21 protein-coding genes are annotated in these 21475 nt (G+C 43.0%); 15 read left to right on the top strand and 6 right to left on the bottom strand.

What is annotated here, in order from left to right:
* The first annotated feature begins 1 nt into the window (after position 1).
* From tldD to gntU, 11 genes are all read left to right on the top strand, one after another.
* Positions 2 to 1447: a metalloprotease TldD gene (gene tldD / locus FE394_RS15305; protein ID WP_319927230.1), complete on the top strand. Its 1446-nt coding sequence runs from the start codon at positions 2 to 4 to the stop codon at positions 1445 to 1447.
* Positions 1448 to 1542: 95 nt separating this feature from the next.
* Entirely contained in the window at positions 1543 to 2013 is a 471-nt protein-coding gene (locus tag FE394_RS15300) for a ribonuclease domain-containing protein (protein WP_319927229.1), read from the top strand.
* Between the two features lie 4 nt (positions 2014 to 2017).
* Positions 2018 to 2287 carry a barstar family protein gene (locus FE394_RS15295; protein WP_319927228.1) on the top strand — a complete coding sequence of 90 codons (270 nt, stop codon included), beginning with the start codon at positions 2018 to 2020 and terminating at the stop codon, positions 2285 to 2287.
* 223 nt (positions 2288 to 2510) lie between these two features.
* On the top strand, positions 2511 to 2816 hold the full coding sequence (locus FE394_RS15290) for a PTS sugar transporter subunit IIB (protein WP_319927227.1): 306 nt from the start codon (positions 2511 to 2513) through the stop codon (positions 2814 to 2816).
* Positions 2817 to 2841: 25 nt separating this feature from the next.
* Positions 2842 to 4155, top strand: coding sequence for a PTS sugar transporter subunit IIC (locus tag FE394_RS15285; protein WP_319927226.1), 1314 nt, complete (start codon positions 2842 to 2844; stop codon positions 4153 to 4155).
* A 38-nt stretch (positions 4156 to 4193) separates the two neighbouring features.
* On the top strand, positions 4194 to 4556 hold the full coding sequence (locus tag FE394_RS15280) for a PTS lactose/cellobiose transporter subunit IIA (protein ID WP_319927225.1): 363 nt from the start codon (positions 4194 to 4196) through the stop codon (positions 4554 to 4556).
* A gap of 19 nt (positions 4557 to 4575) precedes the next feature.
* The gene (locus tag FE394_RS15275) at positions 4576 to 5883 is read left to right on the top strand and encodes a 6-phospho-beta-glucosidase (RefSeq protein WP_319927224.1); all 1308 of its coding nucleotides are present in this window, start codon (positions 4576 to 4578) and stop codon (positions 5881 to 5883) included.
* Between the two features lie 36 nt (positions 5884 to 5919).
* The gene (locus FE394_RS15270) at positions 5920 to 6891 is read left to right on the top strand and encodes a LacI family DNA-binding transcriptional regulator (RefSeq protein WP_319927223.1); all 972 of its coding nucleotides are present in this window, start codon (positions 5920 to 5922) and stop codon (positions 6889 to 6891) included.
* A 161-nt stretch (positions 6892 to 7052) separates the two neighbouring features.
* Positions 7053 to 8048 carry a gluconate operon transcriptional repressor GntR gene (gntR, locus tag FE394_RS15265; RefSeq protein ID WP_319927222.1) on the top strand — a complete coding sequence of 332 codons (996 nt, stop codon included), beginning with the start codon at positions 7053 to 7055 and terminating at the stop codon, positions 8046 to 8048.
* Between the two features lie 280 nt (positions 8049 to 8328).
* The gene (gntK, locus tag FE394_RS15260; protein WP_319927221.1) at positions 8329 to 8910 is read left to right on the top strand and encodes a gluconokinase; all 582 of its coding nucleotides are present in this window, start codon (positions 8329 to 8331) and stop codon (positions 8908 to 8910) included.
* Entirely contained in the window at positions 8907 to 10244 is a 1338-nt protein-coding gene (gntU, locus tag FE394_RS15255) for a gluconate transporter (protein WP_319927220.1), read from the top strand. The genes gntK and gntU overlap by 4 nt, the downstream gene beginning before the upstream one ends.
* 188 nt (positions 10245 to 10432) lie before the next feature.
* Here gntU and FE394_RS15250 read toward each other — a convergent pair whose 3' ends face one another.
* The 5 genes from FE394_RS15250 to FE394_RS15230 form a co-directional block, all read right to left on the bottom strand.
* On the bottom strand, positions 10433 to 11644 hold the full coding sequence (locus tag FE394_RS15250; protein WP_319927219.1) for an SGNH/GDSL hydrolase family protein: 1212 nt from the start codon (positions 11642 to 11644) through the stop codon (positions 10433 to 10435).
* Complete coding sequence (locus FE394_RS15245; protein ID WP_319927218.1) at positions 11631 to 12767, bottom strand: SGNH/GDSL hydrolase family protein; 1137 nt, start codon at positions 12765 to 12767, stop codon at positions 11631 to 11633. The genes FE394_RS15250 and FE394_RS15245 overlap by 14 nt, the downstream gene beginning before the upstream one ends.
* Positions 12754 to 14175, bottom strand: coding sequence for an MBOAT family O-acyltransferase (locus tag FE394_RS15240; protein ID WP_319927217.1), 1422 nt, complete (start codon positions 14173 to 14175; stop codon positions 12754 to 12756). The genes FE394_RS15245 and FE394_RS15240 overlap by 14 nt, the downstream gene beginning before the upstream one ends.
* Before the next feature lie 171 nt (positions 14176 to 14346).
* Positions 14347 to 15120, bottom strand: a complete 774-nt coding sequence (locus tag FE394_RS15235) for a protein bax (protein ID WP_319927216.1) — start codon at positions 15118 to 15120, stop codon at positions 14347 to 14349.
* Positions 15121 to 15948: 828 nt separating this feature from the next.
* Complete coding sequence (locus tag FE394_RS15230; protein WP_319927215.1) at positions 15949 to 16284, bottom strand: DUF3761 domain-containing protein; 336 nt, start codon at positions 16282 to 16284, stop codon at positions 15949 to 15951.
* A gap of 423 nt (positions 16285 to 16707) precedes the next feature.
* Here FE394_RS15230 and FE394_RS15225 point away from each other — a divergent pair, with 423 nt between their 5' ends.
* Entirely contained in the window at positions 16708 to 17412 is a 705-nt protein-coding gene (locus FE394_RS15225; RefSeq protein WP_319927214.1) for a hypothetical protein, read from the top strand.
* A 32-nt stretch (positions 17413 to 17444) separates the two neighbouring features.
* Positions 17445 to 17615: an SDR family oxidoreductase gene (locus tag FE394_RS15220; protein ID WP_319927213.1), complete on the top strand. Its 171-nt coding sequence runs from the start codon at positions 17445 to 17447 to the stop codon at positions 17613 to 17615.
* Positions 17616 to 17807: 192 nt separating this feature from the next.
* Here the strand turns inward: FE394_RS15220 and FE394_RS15215 are convergent, their stop codons facing one another.
* Positions 17808 to 18158 carry a SymE family type I addiction module toxin gene (locus FE394_RS15215; RefSeq protein ID WP_319927212.1) on the bottom strand — a complete coding sequence of 117 codons (351 nt, stop codon included), beginning with the start codon at positions 18156 to 18158 and terminating at the stop codon, positions 17808 to 17810.
* Between the two features lie 808 nt (positions 18159 to 18966).
* Here FE394_RS15215 and tnaA point away from each other — a divergent pair.
* Entirely contained in the window at positions 18967 to 20373 is a 1407-nt protein-coding gene (gene tnaA, locus FE394_RS15210) for a tryptophanase (RefSeq protein WP_319927211.1), read from the top strand.
* A gap of 506 nt (positions 20374 to 20879) precedes the next feature.
* Positions 20880 to 21475 (top strand): tyrosine-type DNA invertase (locus FE394_RS15205; protein WP_319927210.1); only part of this gene is annotated, 596 nt, incomplete at its 3' end.

Below are 21475 nucleotides of genomic sequence, written 5' to 3'. Positions count from 1 at the left end.
TATGAGTTTAACTTATGTCAGTGAACATTTGCTGGCTGCTAATAATCTGAATCAGCAAGACTTATTCTCCGTTCTGGGCCAATTGGCGGAGCGTCATCTGGACTATGCCGATCTCTATTTCCAATCTAGTTACCATGAAACATGGGTATTGGAAGACCGCATAATTAAAGATGGCTCCTATAATATCGATCAGGGCGTCGGTGTTCGTGCGGTTAGCGGCGAAAAAACAGGTTTTGCCTATGCAGATCAAATCACGTTGAATGCGCTACAGCAAAGTGCTCACGCCGCCCGCAGCATTGTACGGGAAATTGGCAATGGTACTGCGCATACGCTGGGTGCTGTGACACATAAGGCTCTCTATCCGGCGATCGATCCTTTGCAGAGCATGAGCCGGGAAGACAAAATTGCCTTGTTGCATCGGGTTGATCAAATCGCCCGTGCGGAAGATCGCCGGGTGCAGGAAGTTAACGCCAGTCTGACAGGCGTTTATGAGCAAGTGCTGGTGGCTGCAACCGATGGCACACTGGCCGCAGATATACGCCCGTTAGTACGTCTTTCAGTCAGTGTACTGGTGGAAGAAGACGGCAAGCGTGAGCGTGGTGGCAGTGGTGGTGGTGCTCGTTACGGCTACGAATACTTCCTGCAAACCGAAGACGGTCAGGTTCTGGCAGAACAATTTGCCCGTGAAGCCGTGCGCATGGCGCTGATCAACCTGTCGGCAGTTGCGGCACCGGCGGGAATGATGCCTGTGGTACTGGGTGCCGGCTGGCCGGGTGTTTTGCTGCATGAAGCCGTCGGACACGGATTGGAAGGTGATTTTAACCGTCGCGGTACTTCTGTCTTCTCTGGTCAGATTGGGCAGAAAGTCGCTTCTGAACTATGCACCGTGGTGGATGATGGCACAATTGAAGGACGCCGAGGCTCACTGGCCATTGATGATGAAGGTGTTCCGGGGCAATACAATGTGCTGATTGAGAATGGCATCCTGAAAGGATACATGCAGGACAAACTCAACGCTCGTTTGATGGGAGTGGCTCCGACGGGTAATGGCCGCCGTGAATCTTATGCACACTTGCCTATGCCACGCATGACGAATACCTATATGCTGGCGGGGAACTCTACACCGGAAGACATTATCGCCAGTGTGGAACGTGGCCTGTATGCCCCGAATTTCGGTGGCGGTCAGGTGGATATCACTTCCGGTAAGTTCGTTTTCTCAACATCAGAAGCCTATTTGATTGAAAAGGGTAAAATTACCAAACCAGTGAAAGGCGCAACCCTGATCGGCTCCGGCATCGAAGCTATGCAGCAGATTTCGATGGTTGGAAATGATTTGGCGCTCGACAAAGGTGTCGGAGTATGTGGTAAGGAAGGCCAAAGTGTACCCGTGGGTGTCGGTCAGCCAACCTTGAAGCTGGATAATTTGACCGTTGGCGGAACTGCCTGATTATTTATTAATCAACACAGGTATGCCCGATAGATTTCAGGTTGCGGCCAATCAAGCTGTAACCTGAAAGACGGCGGGTATAGCTGGAGGTCATCATGAAAAAGCGCATACTGACGGCTGCATTATTATTAATTCTGGCAATTGTGTATATCGTCTTTACCAAAGGCTCTATCCCGTTTGACACAGACACTGCATCACAAAACCCCGCTGTTTCAGGGCAATCTGGTCAGCAGATTGATGTTCTGACCGAACAGGATCGGGTTGCAGATTACCTTCGCCAACACCATAAATTGCCGGACTATTACATTACGAAGAAACAGGCCCATCGTCAGGGTTGGAATGCTCGCAAAGGTAACTTATGTGAAGTTTTGCCGGGTCGGGCAATTGGCGGTGATCGTTTCTCCAATCGTGAGAATAAATTGCCTACAGAGTCTGATCGTCACTGGTTCGAAGCGGATGTAAATTACCGATGCGGGCGCCGAGGAAGTGATCGATTACTCTATTCTGATGATGGCCTTATTTACCTGACGGTTGATCACTACAACAACTTCACCCGACTGGAGTAATGAGATGAAAAAGGTAGAATTCGATTTTAACCAAATTCCTGATTTAGCCATTTTCTATCGTGAATTCAAAGCGTGTTTCGATCTTGGAGAGGGTTTTGGTGACAACTTAGACGCGTTATGGGATGCAGTAACGGGAGATATTGAGTTGCCGGCTGAGATTAATTTTATCCACTTAACGCCGCAGAAACGAGCCCGCTTTTCAGCGTTAGTGCTGCTGTTTGAAGAAGCAGAAGAAGAGCTGGAAGGGGAATTGCGATTTAATGTGATAGGTTAAGCTTTTCCGTATCAGAACGGGGAACCGCCTTGTCTTTAATGCATAATTAAACACCCATCTGAATTATCATCTCGATTAAAAAGCGCAATTTTCTGATCAGATTATGAGACTCCCATCGCAGCAATCGCAAAATAACCTGTTAGCCTTAACTCAAATGAGAGCGCTCTCATTTTGGTTGAATGAGATCCAACATAAGTGAAATAACAATAAAGAGAATAAAATTATGAAAACCATTCTATTGTGTTGTGCGGCAGGAATGTCCACCAGCATGTTGGTGCAGCGTATGCAGTCGGAAGCCGGAAAACGTGAGTTGGATATAGATATCAGGGCCATTCCCGCTCTGGAATTGGAAGCCTGTATCCATGAAGCGGATGTGATTTTGATCGGGCCACAAATTCGTTATGAACTTGCCCGGTTTACTGCACTGGCTGAACCATTGGGTAAACCCATCAGCTTGATTGATATGTTGGACTACGGTGCGCTTCGGGGGGATAAGGTACTGGATCATGCCTTAAGCCTGCTGGAGTAACTATTTTGCCAGATGGAGTGGATTTATGAGTATTTATACTTCTCTGACACGCATCGTAGAAAGTCATATTGCCCCAATTGCCGGAAAAATTGGCAGCCAGCGGCATATTATTGCGATACGTGATGGTTTTATTTCAGCCATGCCCTTTCTGATTATTGGCAGTATTATGCTGATTGTGGCAAATCCGCCTTTTGATGCCCAAACCTCATCTTCCTTTGGTCAGGCGTGGCTGACGTTTGCCAAAACCCACTGGGCAACAATCACGATGCCTTTCTTTATGACAATGGGATTGATGAGTGTTTTTGTCTCCATCGGAACAGCCTATAGTCTGGCAAAGTCTTATGGGCTGGATGGGTTGACCTCTTCGTTATTATCCCTGATGGCATTTTTGCTGGCTGCGGCACCGCAGGTCGACAACAAAATGCCGCTCGATTTTCTGGGAGGAGCCGGAGTATTCACCGCATTGATCTGTGCGATTTGGTCGGTCGAGTTGATTCGGTTACTTAAGAAGTACAATATCGCCATTCGTATGCCCTCTCAGGTTCCACCTGCCATTGCCCGCTCTTTTGAGTTGCTGTATCCCGTTATTGGTATTTTGCTGACGGTTTATCCCATCAGCCTGTTACTGCAAAGTGAATTTGATCTGTTGCTTCCCGCCGCCGTAATGCAGATATTCCAACCATTGATTGCTGTCGGGGATACGCTGCCTGCCATTATGTTACTGGTGTTGATCGCTAATTTACTGTGGTTTGCCGGAATTCACGGTGACAATATTGTCACCGGGCTGCTTAATCCCATTTTTATGGCCAATATCGCCGCCAATGCCGCTTTGATGACGCAGGGAATGGCAACCACTCAAATCCTGACTGCGCCTTATTGGTCTTTTTATGTCTGTATCGGCGGTTCTGGCTCGACGTTGGTATTGGCGTTTCTCTATCTGCGCAGCCGCTCAATTCATTTGAAAACCATTGGAAAACTGAGCGTTGTGCCCGCCATGTTCAATATCAATGAACCGTTGCTGTTTGGCTCTCCGGTCGTCATGAATCCGACTCTATTAATCCCGTTGCTGATTGTGCCGCTGGTCAATGCGGTACTGGCTTATGGTGCATTGCATCTGGATTTGGTGCAGAAGATGGTTGCCATTGCGCCGTGGACTGCGCCAGCGCCGATAGGTGCATTGATTTCTGCCGCTTGGGACTATCGTGCGTTCGTGCTGGTCGGATTGTTGATGGTGATTGATTTGCTGATTTGGTATCCCTTCTTCAAGGCGTATGAAAAACAGCTTTTAGCGGAAGAGCAGCAGGCAAAAGGTTTGGCTGAATCTGCGGCTCAATCGTAACGATGCCTATAACAGCTCATGACATAAGGGGATGAAAAGTGCCTATTGATTCGGGAAAACAAGATTTGAAACAGCAGGATTTTGAACAACAAATCATTGCGTTATTGGTGCATTCTGGCAGCGCGCGCAGCAACGCATTAATGGCATTACAACAGGCAAAAGAGGGTAATTTTCAGCAAGCCGAAGTATTGATGGAAGAGTCCCGGCAGGAAACTCGTGCAGCCCATGTTATCCAGACGAAGCTGATTGGATTGGATGAAGGGTGCGGCAAATTATCCATCAATCTAATCACGGTTCATGCTCAGGATCATTTGATGAATGCAATGGTGATTCAGGATCTTGCCAATAACATCATCGATCTTTATCAGCGTCTGCCGCCAATTGAGCGTCAGAAAGTATAGATTATAAGAAGAGGCAGAGATGAAACCGATCAAAATAGCCGTTATTGGCGGTGGCAGTAGTTATACGCCTGAATTGGTAGAAGGTATTATTCAGCGTAAGCATATGATCCCACTTTCTGAGCTGGCGTTGGTGGATGTGGAAGCCGGGCGGGAAAAGGTGGAGATCATTGCCGGATTGACGCGTCGTATGCTCGATCATTACGGATTGCAGGGTATTGCTGTCAGTGTGCATTATTCGCTGGATGAGGCGATCAATGGCGCTGATTTTGTCCTGACTCAGTTGCGTGTCGGGCAACTTCCGGCCCGTGCCGCTGATGAGCGTCTGGGATTGAAATATGGCCTGCTCGGGCAAGAGACGACGGGTGTGGGGGGATTTGCCAAGGCATTGCGCACAATACCTGTCTTGCTGGAAATTGCCCGTAAAGTTGAACGCTTGGCACCGGACGCTTGGATCATCAATTTCACGAATCCTGCGGGAGTTGTGACAGAAGCAGTAGCCCGCTACAGCAGGGCCAAGATCATCGGACTATGTAATGTGCCTGTTTCCATGCATCACATGATAGCCAATATGTTGCAGCAACCTTATCAGGATGTGACGTTGCGCTTTGCGGGTCTTAACCATATGGTCTGGGCGCATCAGGTATTGGTAAAGGGTAAGGATGAAACGGCGCGTGTGATGGAATTGCTGTGCAATGGCGCAGAGCTGACGATGAACAACATCAAGGAAGAACCTTGGCCGCCGGAATTTTTGCGGGCATTGGGGGCGATCCCTTGTCCTTATCATCGTTACTTCTACCAGACTGGCAAAATGGTGCAGGAAGAGAAAGAGAGTGCGGCCAGCAAGGGCACAAGGGCAGAACAAGTGATGCAAGTGGAGCGGGAATTATTCCGGCTGTATGCTGATCCAGCGCTGGATCACAAGCCGGATCAACTACGTTTTCGCGGGGGATCGTTCTATTCTGAAGTTGCATTGGAATTAATTTCCGCGATCCACAATAATCTTGGGACACAGTTAGTTGTGAATACGATGAATCGCGGAGCCATTCATGGCTTGCCGGATGATGCAGTGATTGAAACCAACTGTATTGTTGATGCTCAAGGCGCACACCCTCTGGCATTTGGTCACTTACCGGACAGTATGTTGGCTTTGACACAGCAAGTAAAAACGTTTGAGCGTTTGACGATTGAAGCTGCGGTTCATGGTGATAGGAAAGCTGCCTTGCTGGCGTTGGTAACGCACCCCTTAATTGCTGATGCTGCACTGGATTCAGCGTTATTGAATGAGGTATTGGATATCAATCGAATGTATTTGCCACAGTTTCAGTAAACAGGAATCGGTTGATTGGAATGACAAGGAAAAAGCATGGTAACACTGGAAGATGTGGCGGCTTACTCTGGCGTTTCCCGCGCCACGGTATCACGGGTTGTCAACGGAGATAAAAATGTCAGGGCGGCAACCCGCGCGAAAGTAGAGAGTGCCATTGTGGAATTGGGATACAGCCCCAATTTGGCGGCACGTGAGCTGGCATCCAGTCAGAGCCATACGCTGGGATTGGTGACGACGTCTTACCGTGGTGGTTTTTTCGGTGCTTTGATGGATAGCATCCAGACAGAAGCAGAATTGCATGGCAGGCAGCTTCTGGTCACACAGGGAAAAAACAGCGCAGAGAATGAATGGCAGGCCATTTCTCATCTGCACAGCCTGCGCTGTAATGGCATAATCCTGCATGTTCGTGCCATCTGCGATGAGAAATTGAGACAACTTGCAAATGGCGGACGTTCTTTCGTGCTGTTGGATCGGTTGGTCACAGGATTGGAGCAACGTTGTGTTGTCTTTGATCACCATCGTGCGGGTTACCTTGCTACCCAGACATTGATTGAGCATGGACATACCCGGATAGCCTGCGTCAGCGGCCCTTTAACCCGTCATCCAAGCCAACAGCGCCGTCAGGGATTCTGGGATGCCATGCAGGATGCGGGATTACAACCCATAGCCTGTCTGGAGGGTGAGTATGATCTGCAAAGTGGTTACCGGCAAACCCGGACTATTTTGGCAGCATCTCAGCCTGATGCCCTGTTTTTCTGTAGTGAAGAAATGGCACTCGGCGGACTGCTGGCGATAACTGAGCAGGGTCTGAGTATTCCGGAAGATATCTCTATTATCTGTTATGACAGCGGCGAACGGGCGGCATTTATTCATCCGGCGCTGACCAGTGTTCATTTTCCCATCACTGACATGGCGCGTTTCGCGACGCGCTTACTGCTCGAACCAGACACACAGCACCCTGCATTTACACCCCGGATTATTTATCGGGATTCGCTCAGGCGTGTGTAAATCATCACAGTTTCGCACCCTATAGGTTAATGAGATGAGCGTGTGTTGGCATTTTTAGCTAAAAAGCGTGTTGTTATGGTATATAGATATGTTAAAACCGCGAATTATCTATCTATTTTATCTATCCGTTTGTTTCGATAATTGATTACACTACAGTGAAAATGAAGAAAAAAAGACCAGCTTTACAAGATGTTGCGAACCTCGTTGGGGTCACTAAAATGACGGTCAGCCGATTTTTACGTAATCCGGATCAGGTTTCTGAAGCTCTGGGAAAACGGATCGCTGAAGCTGTGGATCAACTGGGTTACATTCCCAATCGTGTACCGGATATTCTTTCTAATTCTACCAGTCGTGCAATAGGCGTTTTGCTTCCTTCACTGACCAATCAGGTTTTTGCGGAAGTTATTCGCGGGATCGAACATATTACTGATCGCAATGGATATCAGACCATGCTGGCGCATTATGGTTACTCTGCCCAGAAAGAAGAAGAGCGTTTGCTTTCTCTGCTTTCTTACAATATTGATGGCCTGATTCTGGCGGAGCGTGCACATACCCCCAAGACATTGAAGGTGTTGCAGACAGCGGGTATTCCCGTCGTTGAGCTGATGGACAGTGTATCGCCCTGCATTGATATCGCGGTGGGGATTGATAACTTTGAGGCTGCGCGCCAGATGACGATGGCGATGATTGAGCGCGGTTGTCAGAACGTGGTCTACTTTGGTGCCCGACAAGATGAACGGACGCTGATCCGTTTGCAAGGGTTTGAAATGGCGATGCGCAGTTCCGGCCTTCAACCAAGAAAAATGATGACACCGGTCAGTTCATCCTATTCTTTGGGCGCACAGCTTTTACAGGAAACCTGCCAGAAATATCCTGAAACTGATGGCCTGTTTTGCACGAATGACGATATTGCAATCGGTGCGATTTTTGAGTGTCAGCGTCAGGGCATCAAAGTACCGGAAGATATTGCTGTAGCTGGCTTCCATGGTCATGATATTGGTCAGGTAATGACGCCAAAACTTGCCAGTGTGCTGACTCCCCGTGACCTGATGGGGCGTAAATCTGCAGAAGCTTTGCTCGCCCGTTTAAAGGGTGAAAAGCTGACACAAACTCTCATTGATGTTGGATTTACTCTTTCATTGGGTGAAAGCGTTTAAGGGGCAGACGTGTTTAGGGGATGAAAGTGTTTAAATTTTGTAGATCAAAATGATGCTTTCCCATCTTCAATTGCGATAAACCTCACATTTTCCTTTTTTAGCGATCCTGATTGATTGCTCATTATCCTGCGCTACTGCTAATGTTACTGGTAATAAGTTACCGGTAACATTTTTGTTGGCTATATTTTGTTGGGCGTTGTTTGATACGACGCCATCGCAAAATCTTGCAGTGAAGCCACAAATATAGCCGGGCAGTAAGATTTATATAAAGGAGTTTTATATGAGCGATACCCAGCAGCTAAACCATGTTTTTGTATTGATGGGGGTATCCGGCAGCGGTAAATCTGCGGTTGCCAGTGGTATTGCCCGTGAACTGGGCGCTGCATTTCTTGATGGGGACTTTCTTCATCCCCGCGCCAATATTACGAAAATGGCACAAGGACAGGCCCTGAATGATGACGACCGCCAACCGTGGCTGAAAGCACTTAATGATGCCATTTTTGCTATGCAGCGTACCAATCATGTCTCTCTGCTCGTATGCTCCGCCTTGAAAAAAAATTATCGGGACATATTGCGTGAAGGTAATAAAAATCTCTCTTTTCTCTATATGAAAGGGGATTTTGATTTAATCGAAAGCCGCCTGAAAGCGCGCAAAGGACACTTCTTTAAACCACAGATGCTGATTTCACAATTTGAGACATTGGAAGAACCAGGCTGTGATGAAAAAGATGTTCATCACATTGATATCAAACCAGCTCTTGATGAAGTCATCAAAAACACCATTCGATCTGTTGATCTCACAATTAAAACGACTGATCACACAATAAAAACCACTGACTGCATTAACGAGGGACATCAATGAGTACCTTAACTCTGGTTCTGACCGCCGTTGGCTCTGTTCTTCTGTTATTGTTTCTGGTGATGAAAGCCAGAATGCATGCTTTTATTGCCCTGATGCTGGTTTCAATGGGGGCGGGGATTTTTTCTGGTATGCCGTTGGAAGAAATCACCCAAACCATGCAAAACGGTATGGCGGGTACATTGGGCTTCCTCGCCGTGGTTGTGGCGCTGGGGGCGATGTTTGGCAAGATCCTGCATGAAACAGGGGCCCTTGACCAGATTGCCGTGAAATTGCTGAGCAATTTTGGTGAAAAACGGGCGAATTATGCACTGGGGATCGCTGGGCTGATTTGTGCATTGCCTCTGTTTTTTGATGTGGCAGTCGTGCTGTTGATTGGCGTGGCATTTGCTGTTGCCCGTCGTACAAACGGCAATGTCGTGAAATTGACGATCCCACTGTTTGCGGGTGTTGCGGCCGCCGCCGCATTTTTGGTTCCGGGGCCGACACCGATGCTGCTGGCATCCCAGATGGGAGCGGACTTTGGATGGATGATCCTGATTGGCCTGAGCGCGGCAATCCCGGGCATGTTATTGGCTGGCCCGATATACGGTAACTTTATCAGCAAATATGTGACACTGGATTTACCAAAAGATCTGAGCACACCAAGCATTGGTAAAAGCCAGATGCCTTCCTTTGGTTTCAGTCTGGCGCTGGTGCTGTTCCCGCTGATATTGGTGGGCCTGAAAACCATTGGCGCCCGTTTTGTTGATCCGCAATCAACGCTATACCATTGGCTGGAGTTTATCGGCCATCCTTTCACTGCGATTTTGATCGCATGTTTGGTGGCTATTTATGGGCTGGCTATTCGTCGGGGCATGAGCAGGGAGAAAGTGATGGATGTCTGCTCGGCAGCCATCCAACCGGCAGGGATTATCTTGCTGGTGACAGGAGCGGGTGGAGTCTTCAAACAAATTCTGGTTGATTCCGGTGTCGGGCCTGCATTAGGTAATGCGTTGGTTGGTGCTGGTCTGCCAATCGCTCTGGCATGTTTTATTCTGGCGGGAGCGGTGCGTGTCATTCAAGGTTCGGCAACGGTGGCATGTTTGACCACGGTGGGATTAGTCCTGCCTGTCATCGGTGAACTGGGTTATTCCGGTGCGCAAATGGCGGCGCTATCCGTATGTATTGCTGGCGGCTCTTTAGTTCTGAGCCATGTGAACGATTCCGGTTTCTGGCTGTTTGGTAAATTTACCGGCGCGACAGAAGCACAGACCCTGAAAACATGGACGATGATGGAAACCATTCTCGGAACAACTGGGGCGATTGTCGGCATGATTTATTTTGCAATGCTGTAATGCATTAACGTTTTTTTAAAGCGTACTCTGCACTAAGTAAAATAAAAAAGTAAAATAAAAAAGTAAAATAAAAAAAGAAGCATGTATACCCGTCGTCTTTCAAGTTGCTGCTTTGTTGGCTACGCTCACCGCATCTTGAAATTCATGGGGTATAGAGCATCCCTCAACATGCTTCTTTTTACGTTTGACTACCGCTCAACCAAGCCAATAAACTGTTTATAAAGTGCTTCAGCGCTACGTTCGTAGCCAGTAGCGGAAAGGTGGACATAATCAGGACGAGCGAGGTTTTGCTGTTCCCATCCCCTGACTGAACATGGCCCGCCCATATATTCCCGCCAATCCCAGAATAAAGTGTGCTGTTTTTCGGCGACGGCTTGCTGGATCTGAATCACGTCATTAAGCTGGCCGGGTTGTTGCTCCCCACAGCTTGTTGCGGTTTTATTTTTCAGTAAGTCACCCGGCCCAATCAGCAGGATAACGGCTTGAGGAATTGTCTTGCGAATGCTTTGCACTTTGGACGTCAGCTCTTCCTGATACGTTGCCAGATTCAGTGAATCGTTAAAGGCTTCATTGGTGCCGTAAGCCAGGATCACCACATCCGGCTTCAATTGAGCCAGTGTATCAATCCACTGCGGTTGCCATTTATCCAGCATATTAATGGTCGCGCCATTCATCCCCAGCGCGGATAACATGATGCCGGGATTCTGGCGTTTTATCAGCCAGCCGCCTATTTTCAATCGTGTATCCTGTGGGTAGAGATTCATCGGGAAACGGACGCTCTGCTCCGGTGAGAAACGCCACTCACTTTGTGTCGCAGGTAAATTCATTGTGGCAAACGACGTTTTGATTTCGGTGGGTTCATGGGATTGATAGAGCGCACGCAGCCAGTACTTGTCACGGACAGAAGAAGCATCGATTTTTATCATGCTGTTGGCATTTTCCGGAACGGCAATAAATCCACCCAGCGGGTAATCTGCCCGATTATCCTTCCGGCTGCTTGAAAGCCACCAACCTGTTTTATCTTCGGTGAATTTCACAATGGCATTACGCTGACCAGGAATGCTCATCGGGGGAATAAAACCCGGGCCGGCATCGCCATAACGACTCTGCAATAAGCTACGCCATTTTCCGGTAAAAAAATCGGCTGCGGTGTGTGAATCACCCAGTTGCACAAAATGAAGCTGACGAGTATCGCTGTGACGCAATTTATCTGCCAATAGCGTTAAATTGGGATCACCAAAGTCCGTCAATTGTTGCAGACGATGTGTTTGCGTTCCCGGAAGTTCTGCTGAAGGCCCGGACTTTTCCCCTTTGCATGATAATAGGCTCATAGCAAGCACGATAACCAGACCTGCACCCATGATCCGATAAAATTGACGGAACATTCTAAATGGTTGCATCTTCTTTAGCGGGCTCCTGAATAAATGTAATTAATGAAAATAGATAATCCGCAATGGTTTTTTGCCCATTCAGACTGAAATGAATACCGTCACCACTTCGGAGTTTTATTGTACTACTGCCATCACCAATATAGTCTGAATAATTCTCTGATTGATATTTGAACATATCATTAACGGCAACATAGATCTCACCCATTTTTTCTACTTCGGTTTGATACAACTTATTGAGATAAACCATGTTGTCGGAGAGTTTTTTCTGACGCATATTAGGTGGGCCAACCCAAATAATATCCACTTGATGCTGGCGCGCATCATTTAAAATAGTTTCAATTCGTTGGCGATAAAGACTTTCCCAATCTTCACTGGCGAATTTCAAGTAAGTGCCCCCGCGTTTTACTGGCATATCCCACGGATCATTCGGGCCTAAAAATATCACAACTAATTTAATCTCCGGATTGTCTCTTAACGCATTGCTGATGGTTTTTGGCCAATCAAAGAATCCGGGATAAGACAACCCTGTACTTTGCTTACTTAAATTAATACTGGAAATACCATATTCCTGATAAAGCTGACGTTTCAAATGCGGAGCAACTCCCTGCATCATCGAATCGCCGGCAAATAACACCTTATCTTTTGTACCCAGACTGACATGAATTTTTTGAATCACTTCAATAGCGGAAGTTTGTATTGAGCCATTTTGGATTGACGGGGACTGAACAAGCTTAATATTTCTTTGCAGAAGCTCAGGAAATGTGAAAGCACGGTTTTCTATTGGATAGACATAACCTTCAAGAAAGTGCAGGCCGACTTGAAATTCAAGGGGAAACACAACTCGATTCCCCTCAATATGACTGGACTGTGATGGATTATCCTGATATTTGCCCCTTGCATATACCATAAATATCTCGCTGGCAGCTATTGTGCCTTGCTGAATATTATTACCTAAATCCCACAATGGTTCTCCTTTCAGGAATGTCCAAGGGCTATTGCGGTGATATTTCTGTTGCCAGAAATTATCCAACGAACTTTGATTCAGCCAGATAAGCATTAAACTGGTCAAAGTAACAGCACAAATAATTTGCCCGACTTTTTTAAGATTAGATATAAATTCAGAAGTTGGCATAGATAAATCCCGGCATTCCAGAAGGTGACAACATAAATATCAAAGTAAGGATCAGGGCTAGTGGAATAGGATAATAGACCCAGGAAATCAGATTATAGTTTTTTTCCATTTTATGTCTGAGATTCACCAGCCACGGATAGAGGATAAAGAATGCCCAAAAAGCGATTAATAATGAGAAGCTGGATAACATAGCCGTGAAGACATCGCCTGAAAACAGTTGATTTAATACAGTCAGGGCGTCATCAAAGGTTGGGCTACGGAAAAAGACCCATGCAAAGCAAACGAAATGAAATGTCATCACACGGGATAAAAATAATGAAATAGCATTTTTATCCTTAGTTTCATTGTGTTTTTTTGTAGCAGGAAACAGCGCATTTTTAATATTTTGTAGAATTAAACCTAAGCCATGAAGCGCTCCCCAGAGAAGAAAGCTGAGGCCGGCACCGTGCCACAGACCGGATATTACCATGGCAGTGAATAAGTTCAGGTTTTTGCGAAAAGTCCCTTTTTTATTACCACCCAGTGGAATATAGACATAATCACGGATAAATGTTGACAGGCTGATATGCCAACGCTGCCAAAATACCTGCAAGTTTTCGGCAAGATAAGGCGCATCAAAATTTCTTGGTACTTTGAAACCCAATAGCAGAGCAATACCAGTGACAAGGTCGGTATAGCCGGAAAAATTAAAGTAGATATTCCAGGCGTAAGCATAAATCGCTACGAGGACTTGTCCGGCATGATGGCTGGTCGGATCTTCAAAAACAGGATTAACAAAATATTCAGACAGCGTTGAACTGAGTAAAAAGAGTTTTGCGATGGCGAGTGCGATCAATAACAGCGCTTTTAATGGCTCCAGTATAATTCTGGATGAAACCTGAATCTGTGGCAGGAAATCTTTGGCTCGATTGATCGGTCCGGCGACAATGCTGGGGAAAAAACAAAGATACAAAATAACATCGTGTAGTGGAGCGGGTGATATTTCTTTTTTACACACGGAGACTACATAGCTGACCGAATGGAACGCATAGAATGACAAGCCTAACGGCATCAGTAATTCAAGAACAGGCAGCTCCACGGTGAATCCGACATTAGCTAACGACTGCTGAATTGCCTCTTGGAAGAAAGAATAATATTTGAAGGCAGTAAAACAACCTAGAATCCCACATGTCAGGAGAGTAAAGATTATCTTGTTGGATAAATAACGGCTGGAAATATTCGCCAAAAAGTAAATAAACAGGGTATAGGAGAATAAAATGTAGGCGAATTTCGCTGAAAAAGAGAAGATAAATAAATAACTAACAAATACTAATAAGCCATTCTGTAGCTTGGGGGCTTTTTGCAAAAGCCAGTAGATAAGAAGCAGAATAACAAACGATCCAAGAAACTCAAAAGAAAAGAAATTCATATTAGGCTCTGACTAACCATTTATTGTTGGGAGAAGGAATGTAATTCTGGCGTACATTATAGTATGGAGTTTACCTATATTTACAATAGATAATATAAGGGAGGGTAATAAAAATAATCCACCTTGTAATTAATACAAAGTGGATTATAAGGGGAGTATCACACAGGTGATTTATTGTCTGGCCAGTTCCTGTACCTGTGAAATTAGCTCTTTATTGCCATTAAATACGCGATGTAAATAGCGGTTATAATTAGCACCCAGTTCGGAATAACCATTGAGGTTATCGATCAGTTTGCTGGTATTCAGAGGCTTTTGTGTTGTCCTCTGTGTTGCCCGTGAAGAGCGTAGTGACTCATAGGCACGGTGCGTATTCAGATTTTTTATGTAGGCAATAACAGAATCATCAATAGTATGGTAAACAGAATAACCTTTGATTTTTCCTTTGGTTTTGCCGCATGAGGCACAACGCATACCAAACAGGTTATTGTTTTTCTGGGCCAGTTCTGACGTGCCCCAGCCGGATTCTGCTACTGCCTGAGTGACAACAAAGTGCGTCGGTATAATATCAACCCGACTTAGTAATTTATTCCAATTGACCTGTTTTGGTGAGTTGCAGGTCATTTTGTAATCCATGCAGATCTTTTTCAGTCGATTGATATCCTGTACAGACCATTGATGAATTTTCTGGTGTGACAGGAGCCATTTGCGGTCTTGCATAATCTTTTGATTATGGCGATCAATTACAGGGACAACAATATTTAAAAACGCTTTCTTTCGAGGTGTACCTGAAGGGTATTTTCGCAAGTCAGGCAAATCGATCTGAATGCCATTGTGAGAATACTCTTTCATTTTGGAGGTACTGGTCGAGGCATAGCTCAGACCGGTAAAGATTAATGAGATAAAGAAAGCGAAGACCGCAGTTGTCCTCATCATTCGAGAGGGCATTTGCTTCTCCTCGTTTTATTACTCTGGATAAAAAACAAACGAATATTAGCAGAGCAAACAATATATGGCTACTGCTATTCGTCATTCATAAGATTCGTTTCTGTAACGAATGTTAGCACCCTACTGACAAATATCTATATTTTTTATGTTTAATCGTAAATTAGTGTAATTATTATTATGTTTTTATCGGTTCACCGTGTTGTTTTAATCATTTTTTGTCTGGTTTTTGGTTTTTTTCTGTTTTTTTGTTTTTGAGATTATTAACTTAATATGTTGATTATTTTGTTTTTTACTTTGATCTCTATTACCTTTTAGATAGGGCCATCAATTGATGGCATCTTTGTAATTATCAAGTTGTTTATTATCTAAATATAATTATTGGTTTTTCTTGTTTATTAATGTTTGATTAGCTGGAGTAGTAATACAATGTATTACTATTAGTTATGTTTTATTTTTTATCATCCAGATTAGAAAGACTGTCAACGAATGATAAATACTGTTGAGCAAAACCTAATACACTCTGATTTTTTTGATTAAAAACGGAATAAGTAGACTGAATTTTTCAAATGCTTGTTAATCGATAAATAAAAGCATTAATTATCTGGCACTTAGTAAAATACATTACAGCGAGCATCAGTCTGAGGGATTTCATTATGGAAAGTAATCGGAATGGAAAGCAATCTAAATCATCAGATATTTTTTGTTTCTAATAGAGAAAAATGGAGTATATAAAAATACTATTTAATTCTGTTAAATAAATATGGCTACTATCAGAAAATAATTAGGGAGCTAATGCCCCCTAATTATAATGATAAAATCAACTAAACTTTACAGCCATTTAGCAACACCACCGTGGCGAGAGCAAGCACCCTTATGAGATTTACTCTTGCTATAAGACCCGTCTTTACAAAGAGCCGTATTAGCCCCTTTTTTTACCGATTTATTTTTATTTTTCTTCTTTGATGCTTTTTGACTTTTTGCTTTTTTGGTTACTTTCTTCTCTAGAGAGTTAACTTTGTTTTTTGCTACCTTAACGTTATGTTCTACTGCCGTTACTGTTTTTGGAGCCGTTTCGGCTGAGGTTGATACCGCAGGCGCTGCAAGTGCTGCACTTGAAAACAACACCAGTAATGCTGCAACTGATAACTTCAAGCTTTTCATCATATATGTCCTCTGGTTAGAGTACTTAAACCCGAAATCTACTCTTGCAGTTTGGAGTATAGTATTGAATGATATGATTACAAATTTAACTCATGGTGTGTTTATATTTCAAAAGTTGTCTTATTTTGGTTTTTTATATGTAAAGATGGTGGGTATATAAGGAAAATCAGATACTTTCCAGACTGAGTAATGAATAGGTGAGGCAAGGTGGTAAGCGCAGATGGAAAGTAGGAGTATAGACTTGATTCTTGCCAGTGCCTTGTATTACTGCTTACGTTATTTTCCGGAGGAAACCTGTCTACTGTAACATTTGGATTTAATAATTTATAAAGTTATTTTATTTATGATGATAATTTAAATTATTAAAAAATAAGCGATGTCAATTAAATCTTTGTTATACCGTAAAGAATTATTGATTATATTTATATGGAGAAGAATGCGATGTTCAGGTCAAAATCTTTTACTAATCAGCCATTATCATTTAATTCGTTATCCCGTTCTAAATCTACTTCGGATATTAGAAAAACTGTTTTTAATGTCAATGCATTGATCACAGTAGAAAAAGTTAGTGCATCAGAAGCAGTCAAAAAAATTGATAGGATTTTAATGAAAAGCATGACGGAGGAATGGGGTTTTTGTGATTTTAATGACCGACTTGATGTTCAACTTGATTCTAACCAGATAATATGGAGAGAAAGATATATGAATGCGCGTCATATTTTTTCTGATATAAAGGAGCATGCCGAAGATTATATGGGAAGAGCTAAAGAAAACAATGATAGATTATTTTTTATTGTTTATTTTGGTGGTGTTCCTATAGGGGGATTACAATTGAGCCTTAAAAACTTATCTGACTCTAATTTAGTTGACCCTAAGTTACCTGAAGTGGAGTTTATAGCAACTCATTGTGGTGTTAGAAATTGTGGCATTATTCTAATGGAACAAGCAGTAAACGAATCACAACTGGCAGGGAAGGATGGAAAACTAATGCTTCATCCATTACCAGAAAGCGTTCCGGCATACTTGAAAATGGGTTTTACTAAACATGATAGAGGGTATTTTTATCTTGAACCGAGTCAAAGTAATTTATGGCATTTTATAAATGGTTTTTATAAATATAAATACTGTTAAGTTAATATACTGGTCTTGGTATTAATATATTGATGGCTTTTCGTCATGGCGGAAAGCCGGGACGGGTTGATCGCATCAAAGATTTGTTGCCCATGAAACGAGGCGGACAACCGGAAGAAGTTGCTCAGGCCATCGCATGGTTATTATCTGATGAATCATCGTATGTGACGGGCAATTTCATTGATTTGGCTGGCGGAAAATAGATTTATCTCCATGGATTTAAGATTTGAATTGCCATAGCGAATTAAGGTGGGCTGTGCCGGAAGTCTTTACGTGCTATGTTTAATGCTTTGTGTTTAGTAATTTTTGTTTAGTACGTTATATATACGCTCTGGTTTCTGCGCACAGTCCGTGTTCAAACGGCCTGCAATAATAAACGCCTGTTGAGATAAGCTCTAAGCCAGCATTTCCATCAATTTGGGTTTAAGAATAATCTTGCCTGGTTCAATTTCGATGTTAATAGGTTGTTCTATTAGCTTACTGAGCGTTAACCAATCACCAGCAATATAAAGTTCACCATTTTCACGGATGCTGTCGATCCCTTCATAAGGGTTATCTTCCACTTCATTGATCAAACTAACTAAATCCACATTGGGTTCAACAAGAGAAATAATGACCCCATTGGAAAATTGTGAGATATGAAATAACTCATTTGCTGCAAACCCAGCATTGCTGAGTGTACTGCCATTAAGTCTAAGTTCTGGTATATCAATGTCAGTATGGCGGAATGAAACATGAAGACTCATTTGTACGTTCCTTGTGTTATTGGGATATGCCGCGATACTTTATCAGCACTTCGCCCGCACTGCACCGCGAATTCACATGTGTTTTTCATTTGTATCGCATTAATTGGTTAACTCGATATCTACCCTAGCGTTTAATTGTCTGGTATGCCATCGACAATGTTACTCTTTGCGAAGTGATTCGCAAAAAATCACTGGATATTTATCCATTCTTAATGGTCTTGTTAAAATACAACTGTACAATCATTCTGCAAATATCCATATTAACTTAAATATAAAAGCATAACTTAAAGTTGAATGGAATTATATTTCTTTTAACGCAATGTATTATATGTGAATTTTATTTATATTGTTTTGTAGTGTGATTAAATTTATTTGTTACAGTTTAATTTTTGTTATTTATGAAATGTGTTTTTTCATGGATGATTGTTTCCCTTGGTATTTTTTTGATGGGTAAATATTTTTATGTGTTATGTACCTTTAATCGTGGATCCACATAGCCAGTAAAATTTTACTGCTGTATAAGTTCGCCTTATATGCATTAATAGGATGTGGGATCAGTGTGTGAATTTTTGGCTGATGTTATGAAAATATTTTTTCAAATAAAATATAATATTGGCTATAGGATATTACCACCTTTTCCTATCTAATCTCCTTTTTTATTTCTCAGGAAGTTATTTTTAGCGTTGCATTCAGGTGTGACAGCGTATTTCCTTTTCTTCTGAAAAAATGCCAGAGATATTTATTGCTGTGTGATGTGGTTATTATTGCATTATTATTATTATTGTTGTTTTTTGAATGGAAAATTAAAATGAAGCGTATACCAGAACCTTTTCGCATTAAAATGGTAGAAAATATTCGTATGACAAACCGTATTGAGCGTGAAGCCGCATTGGAAGTTGCGGGATATAACCCATTTCTGCTGCCCTCGGATATGGTTTATATTGATCTATTGACTGATTCTGGCACAGGAGCAATGAGCAATCATCAATGGGCGGGCATGATGATGGGAGATGAGGCTTATGCGGGATCAAGAAACTATTATCATTTAGTGGATAAAGTCCGAGAACTGATTGGTTACGAATATACGATTCCTACTCATCAGGGACGTGGCGCAGAGCAGATTTTATTTCCTACTCTGATTGCCCGTAAAAAATCAAAAGGCGGTGCCAAGTCTCCTGTATTCATTTCTAATTTTCATTTTGATACAACAATGGCACATGTGGAATTAAATGGTGCCAAAGCGGTCAATGTCGTCACAAATAAAGCCTTCGATACCTGCAATTATTACGATTGGAAAGGTAACTTTGATATTGAGGCACTCAAGCAGGTTATCAAAGAAAATGGTGCGGATAATATTGTCGCTATTATAACAACCGTCACGTGCAATAGTACGGGAGGACAACCTGTTTCTCTCGCTAATATGAAGGCGGTATATGAAATAGCAAAGCAACATGATATTCCGGTTGTGATTGATTCAGCCCGCTTTTGTGAAAATGCCTGGTTTATTAAGCAAAGGGAAAAAGGTTACGAAAATAAATCCATCAAAGAGATCGTCAAAGAAATGTATCAATATGGTGATATGTTGACGATGTCAGCGAAGAAAGATCCGATGGTGAATATCGGAGGATTGTGTTGTTTTCGTGATGATGAAGAATTGTTTAATGAAGTGCGTATTCGTTGTATTCCAATGGAAGGGTTTGTGACTTATGGTGGGCTAGCCGGGCGTGATATGGAAGCATTGGCAATAGGTCTGGAAGAGGGAATGGATGAGGATTTTCTATCCTATCGTATTAATCAGGTGACTTATTTGGGTGAACAGCTAAAAAAAGCGGGAATTCCTATTCAATACCCGGTCGGAGGCCATGCTGTCTTTGTGGATGCAAAATTGCTTTTACCGCATATTCCCAGCGACCAATTCCCCGCTCACGCATTGAACAACGAATTATATCTGGAAGCGGGTATCAGAAGTGTGGAAATTGGTTCTTTATTATTAGGGCGTGATCCAGAAACAGGTGAACAGAAAGAATCACCGATGGAACTGATGAGATTGGCGATCCCCCGTCGTGTCTATACCAATGATCATATGGATTATGTTGTTGATGCTTTTATTGCGTTAAAACAGCGTGCGGCTGATATCAGAGGATTAACGTTTACTTATGAACCACCGATTTTGCGCCATTTCACGGCCAGACTAAAACCGATGGCAGAAGTGTGATATCAAAGAAAACATAATCTGACTAAATTCTTACTACAGCTCTTACTACAGCTTTGTTGTCTGTACTCACTCACCCCGGCCACCGTTTTTATAAACATACGGTGGCCGGGGACTCGTTCTCTTGCCGTCGCGCGGTAATTCGAAATCCATTGGATATAACCTGTCTCATCAGCACATCATTATAATATTTTGCATGCTTATTTAATTGAGAGATTTTGTAATGATTTTATAAGGGGTAATAAGAAAGATAACTTTAATACATAAATAGCTCTGATCTTATAGATATATTGTATTTATTTTCAATGGGAAAATAAGATGATTTTTAGTTTATATAAAAATAAGTTCATGGTTTACTATGTGTTTCCTATGACCATGTTAAGAGTTATGTTTTATGGAGCTATTTTGAATGGATTTTATTTTTTAAATCAATAATTCACTTCGATATTTTTATCTCCATGAATAACTTTAATTATAAGATAACCAACTACCACAGAGAGTAATACATTATGCTAAAACGTAAATATTTAACTCATTCTGAAATTGAGCAGCTATTGGCTGAATTGGAAAAAGGTGCCAATGCAGAACGTAATATCTGCATGCTTTTTATGGGCTTTATTCATGGTTTTCGCGTTTCTGAATTATTGGGATTACGTCTGTCTGATGTCGATCTTCGTGATCGTAGTTTGAGCGTTAATCGTTTGAAAAATGGTTTTTCCACTATTCATCCCATGATATCACGGGAAATTCAATTAATACGTAAATGGCTGACTATACGTAAGAAATTTGAGAAATTCGGCAAGAGTGAGTGGCTGTTTATCTCCCGTACCGGAGAGCCTTTATCCCGACAGCAGTTCTATAAAATCATCAGGAACACAAGTATCAAGGCAGAAATTGCGATTTGCGCGAATCCGCACATGTTGCGTCATTCATGTGGATACGCATTAGCGGATAATGGCGTCGATACTCGATTGATTCAAGACTATTTAGGTCATCGCAACATTCGTCATACCGTCAGGTATACCGCGAGTAATGCGGGTCGCTTTGATGGAATTTGGCGGGCAAGAGGGAAAAGAAAAAGGGTTACATTTAGTACCAAACTGTT

It is taken from the genome of Xenorhabdus littoralis (assembly GCF_033949345.1).
GTDB classification, from domain to species: Bacteria; Pseudomonadota; Gammaproteobacteria; order Enterobacterales; family Enterobacteriaceae; genus Xenorhabdus; species Xenorhabdus littoralis.
Note: the sequence above shows the minus strand (reverse complement) of the source record. Positions and strands in the feature narration are given on the sequence as shown.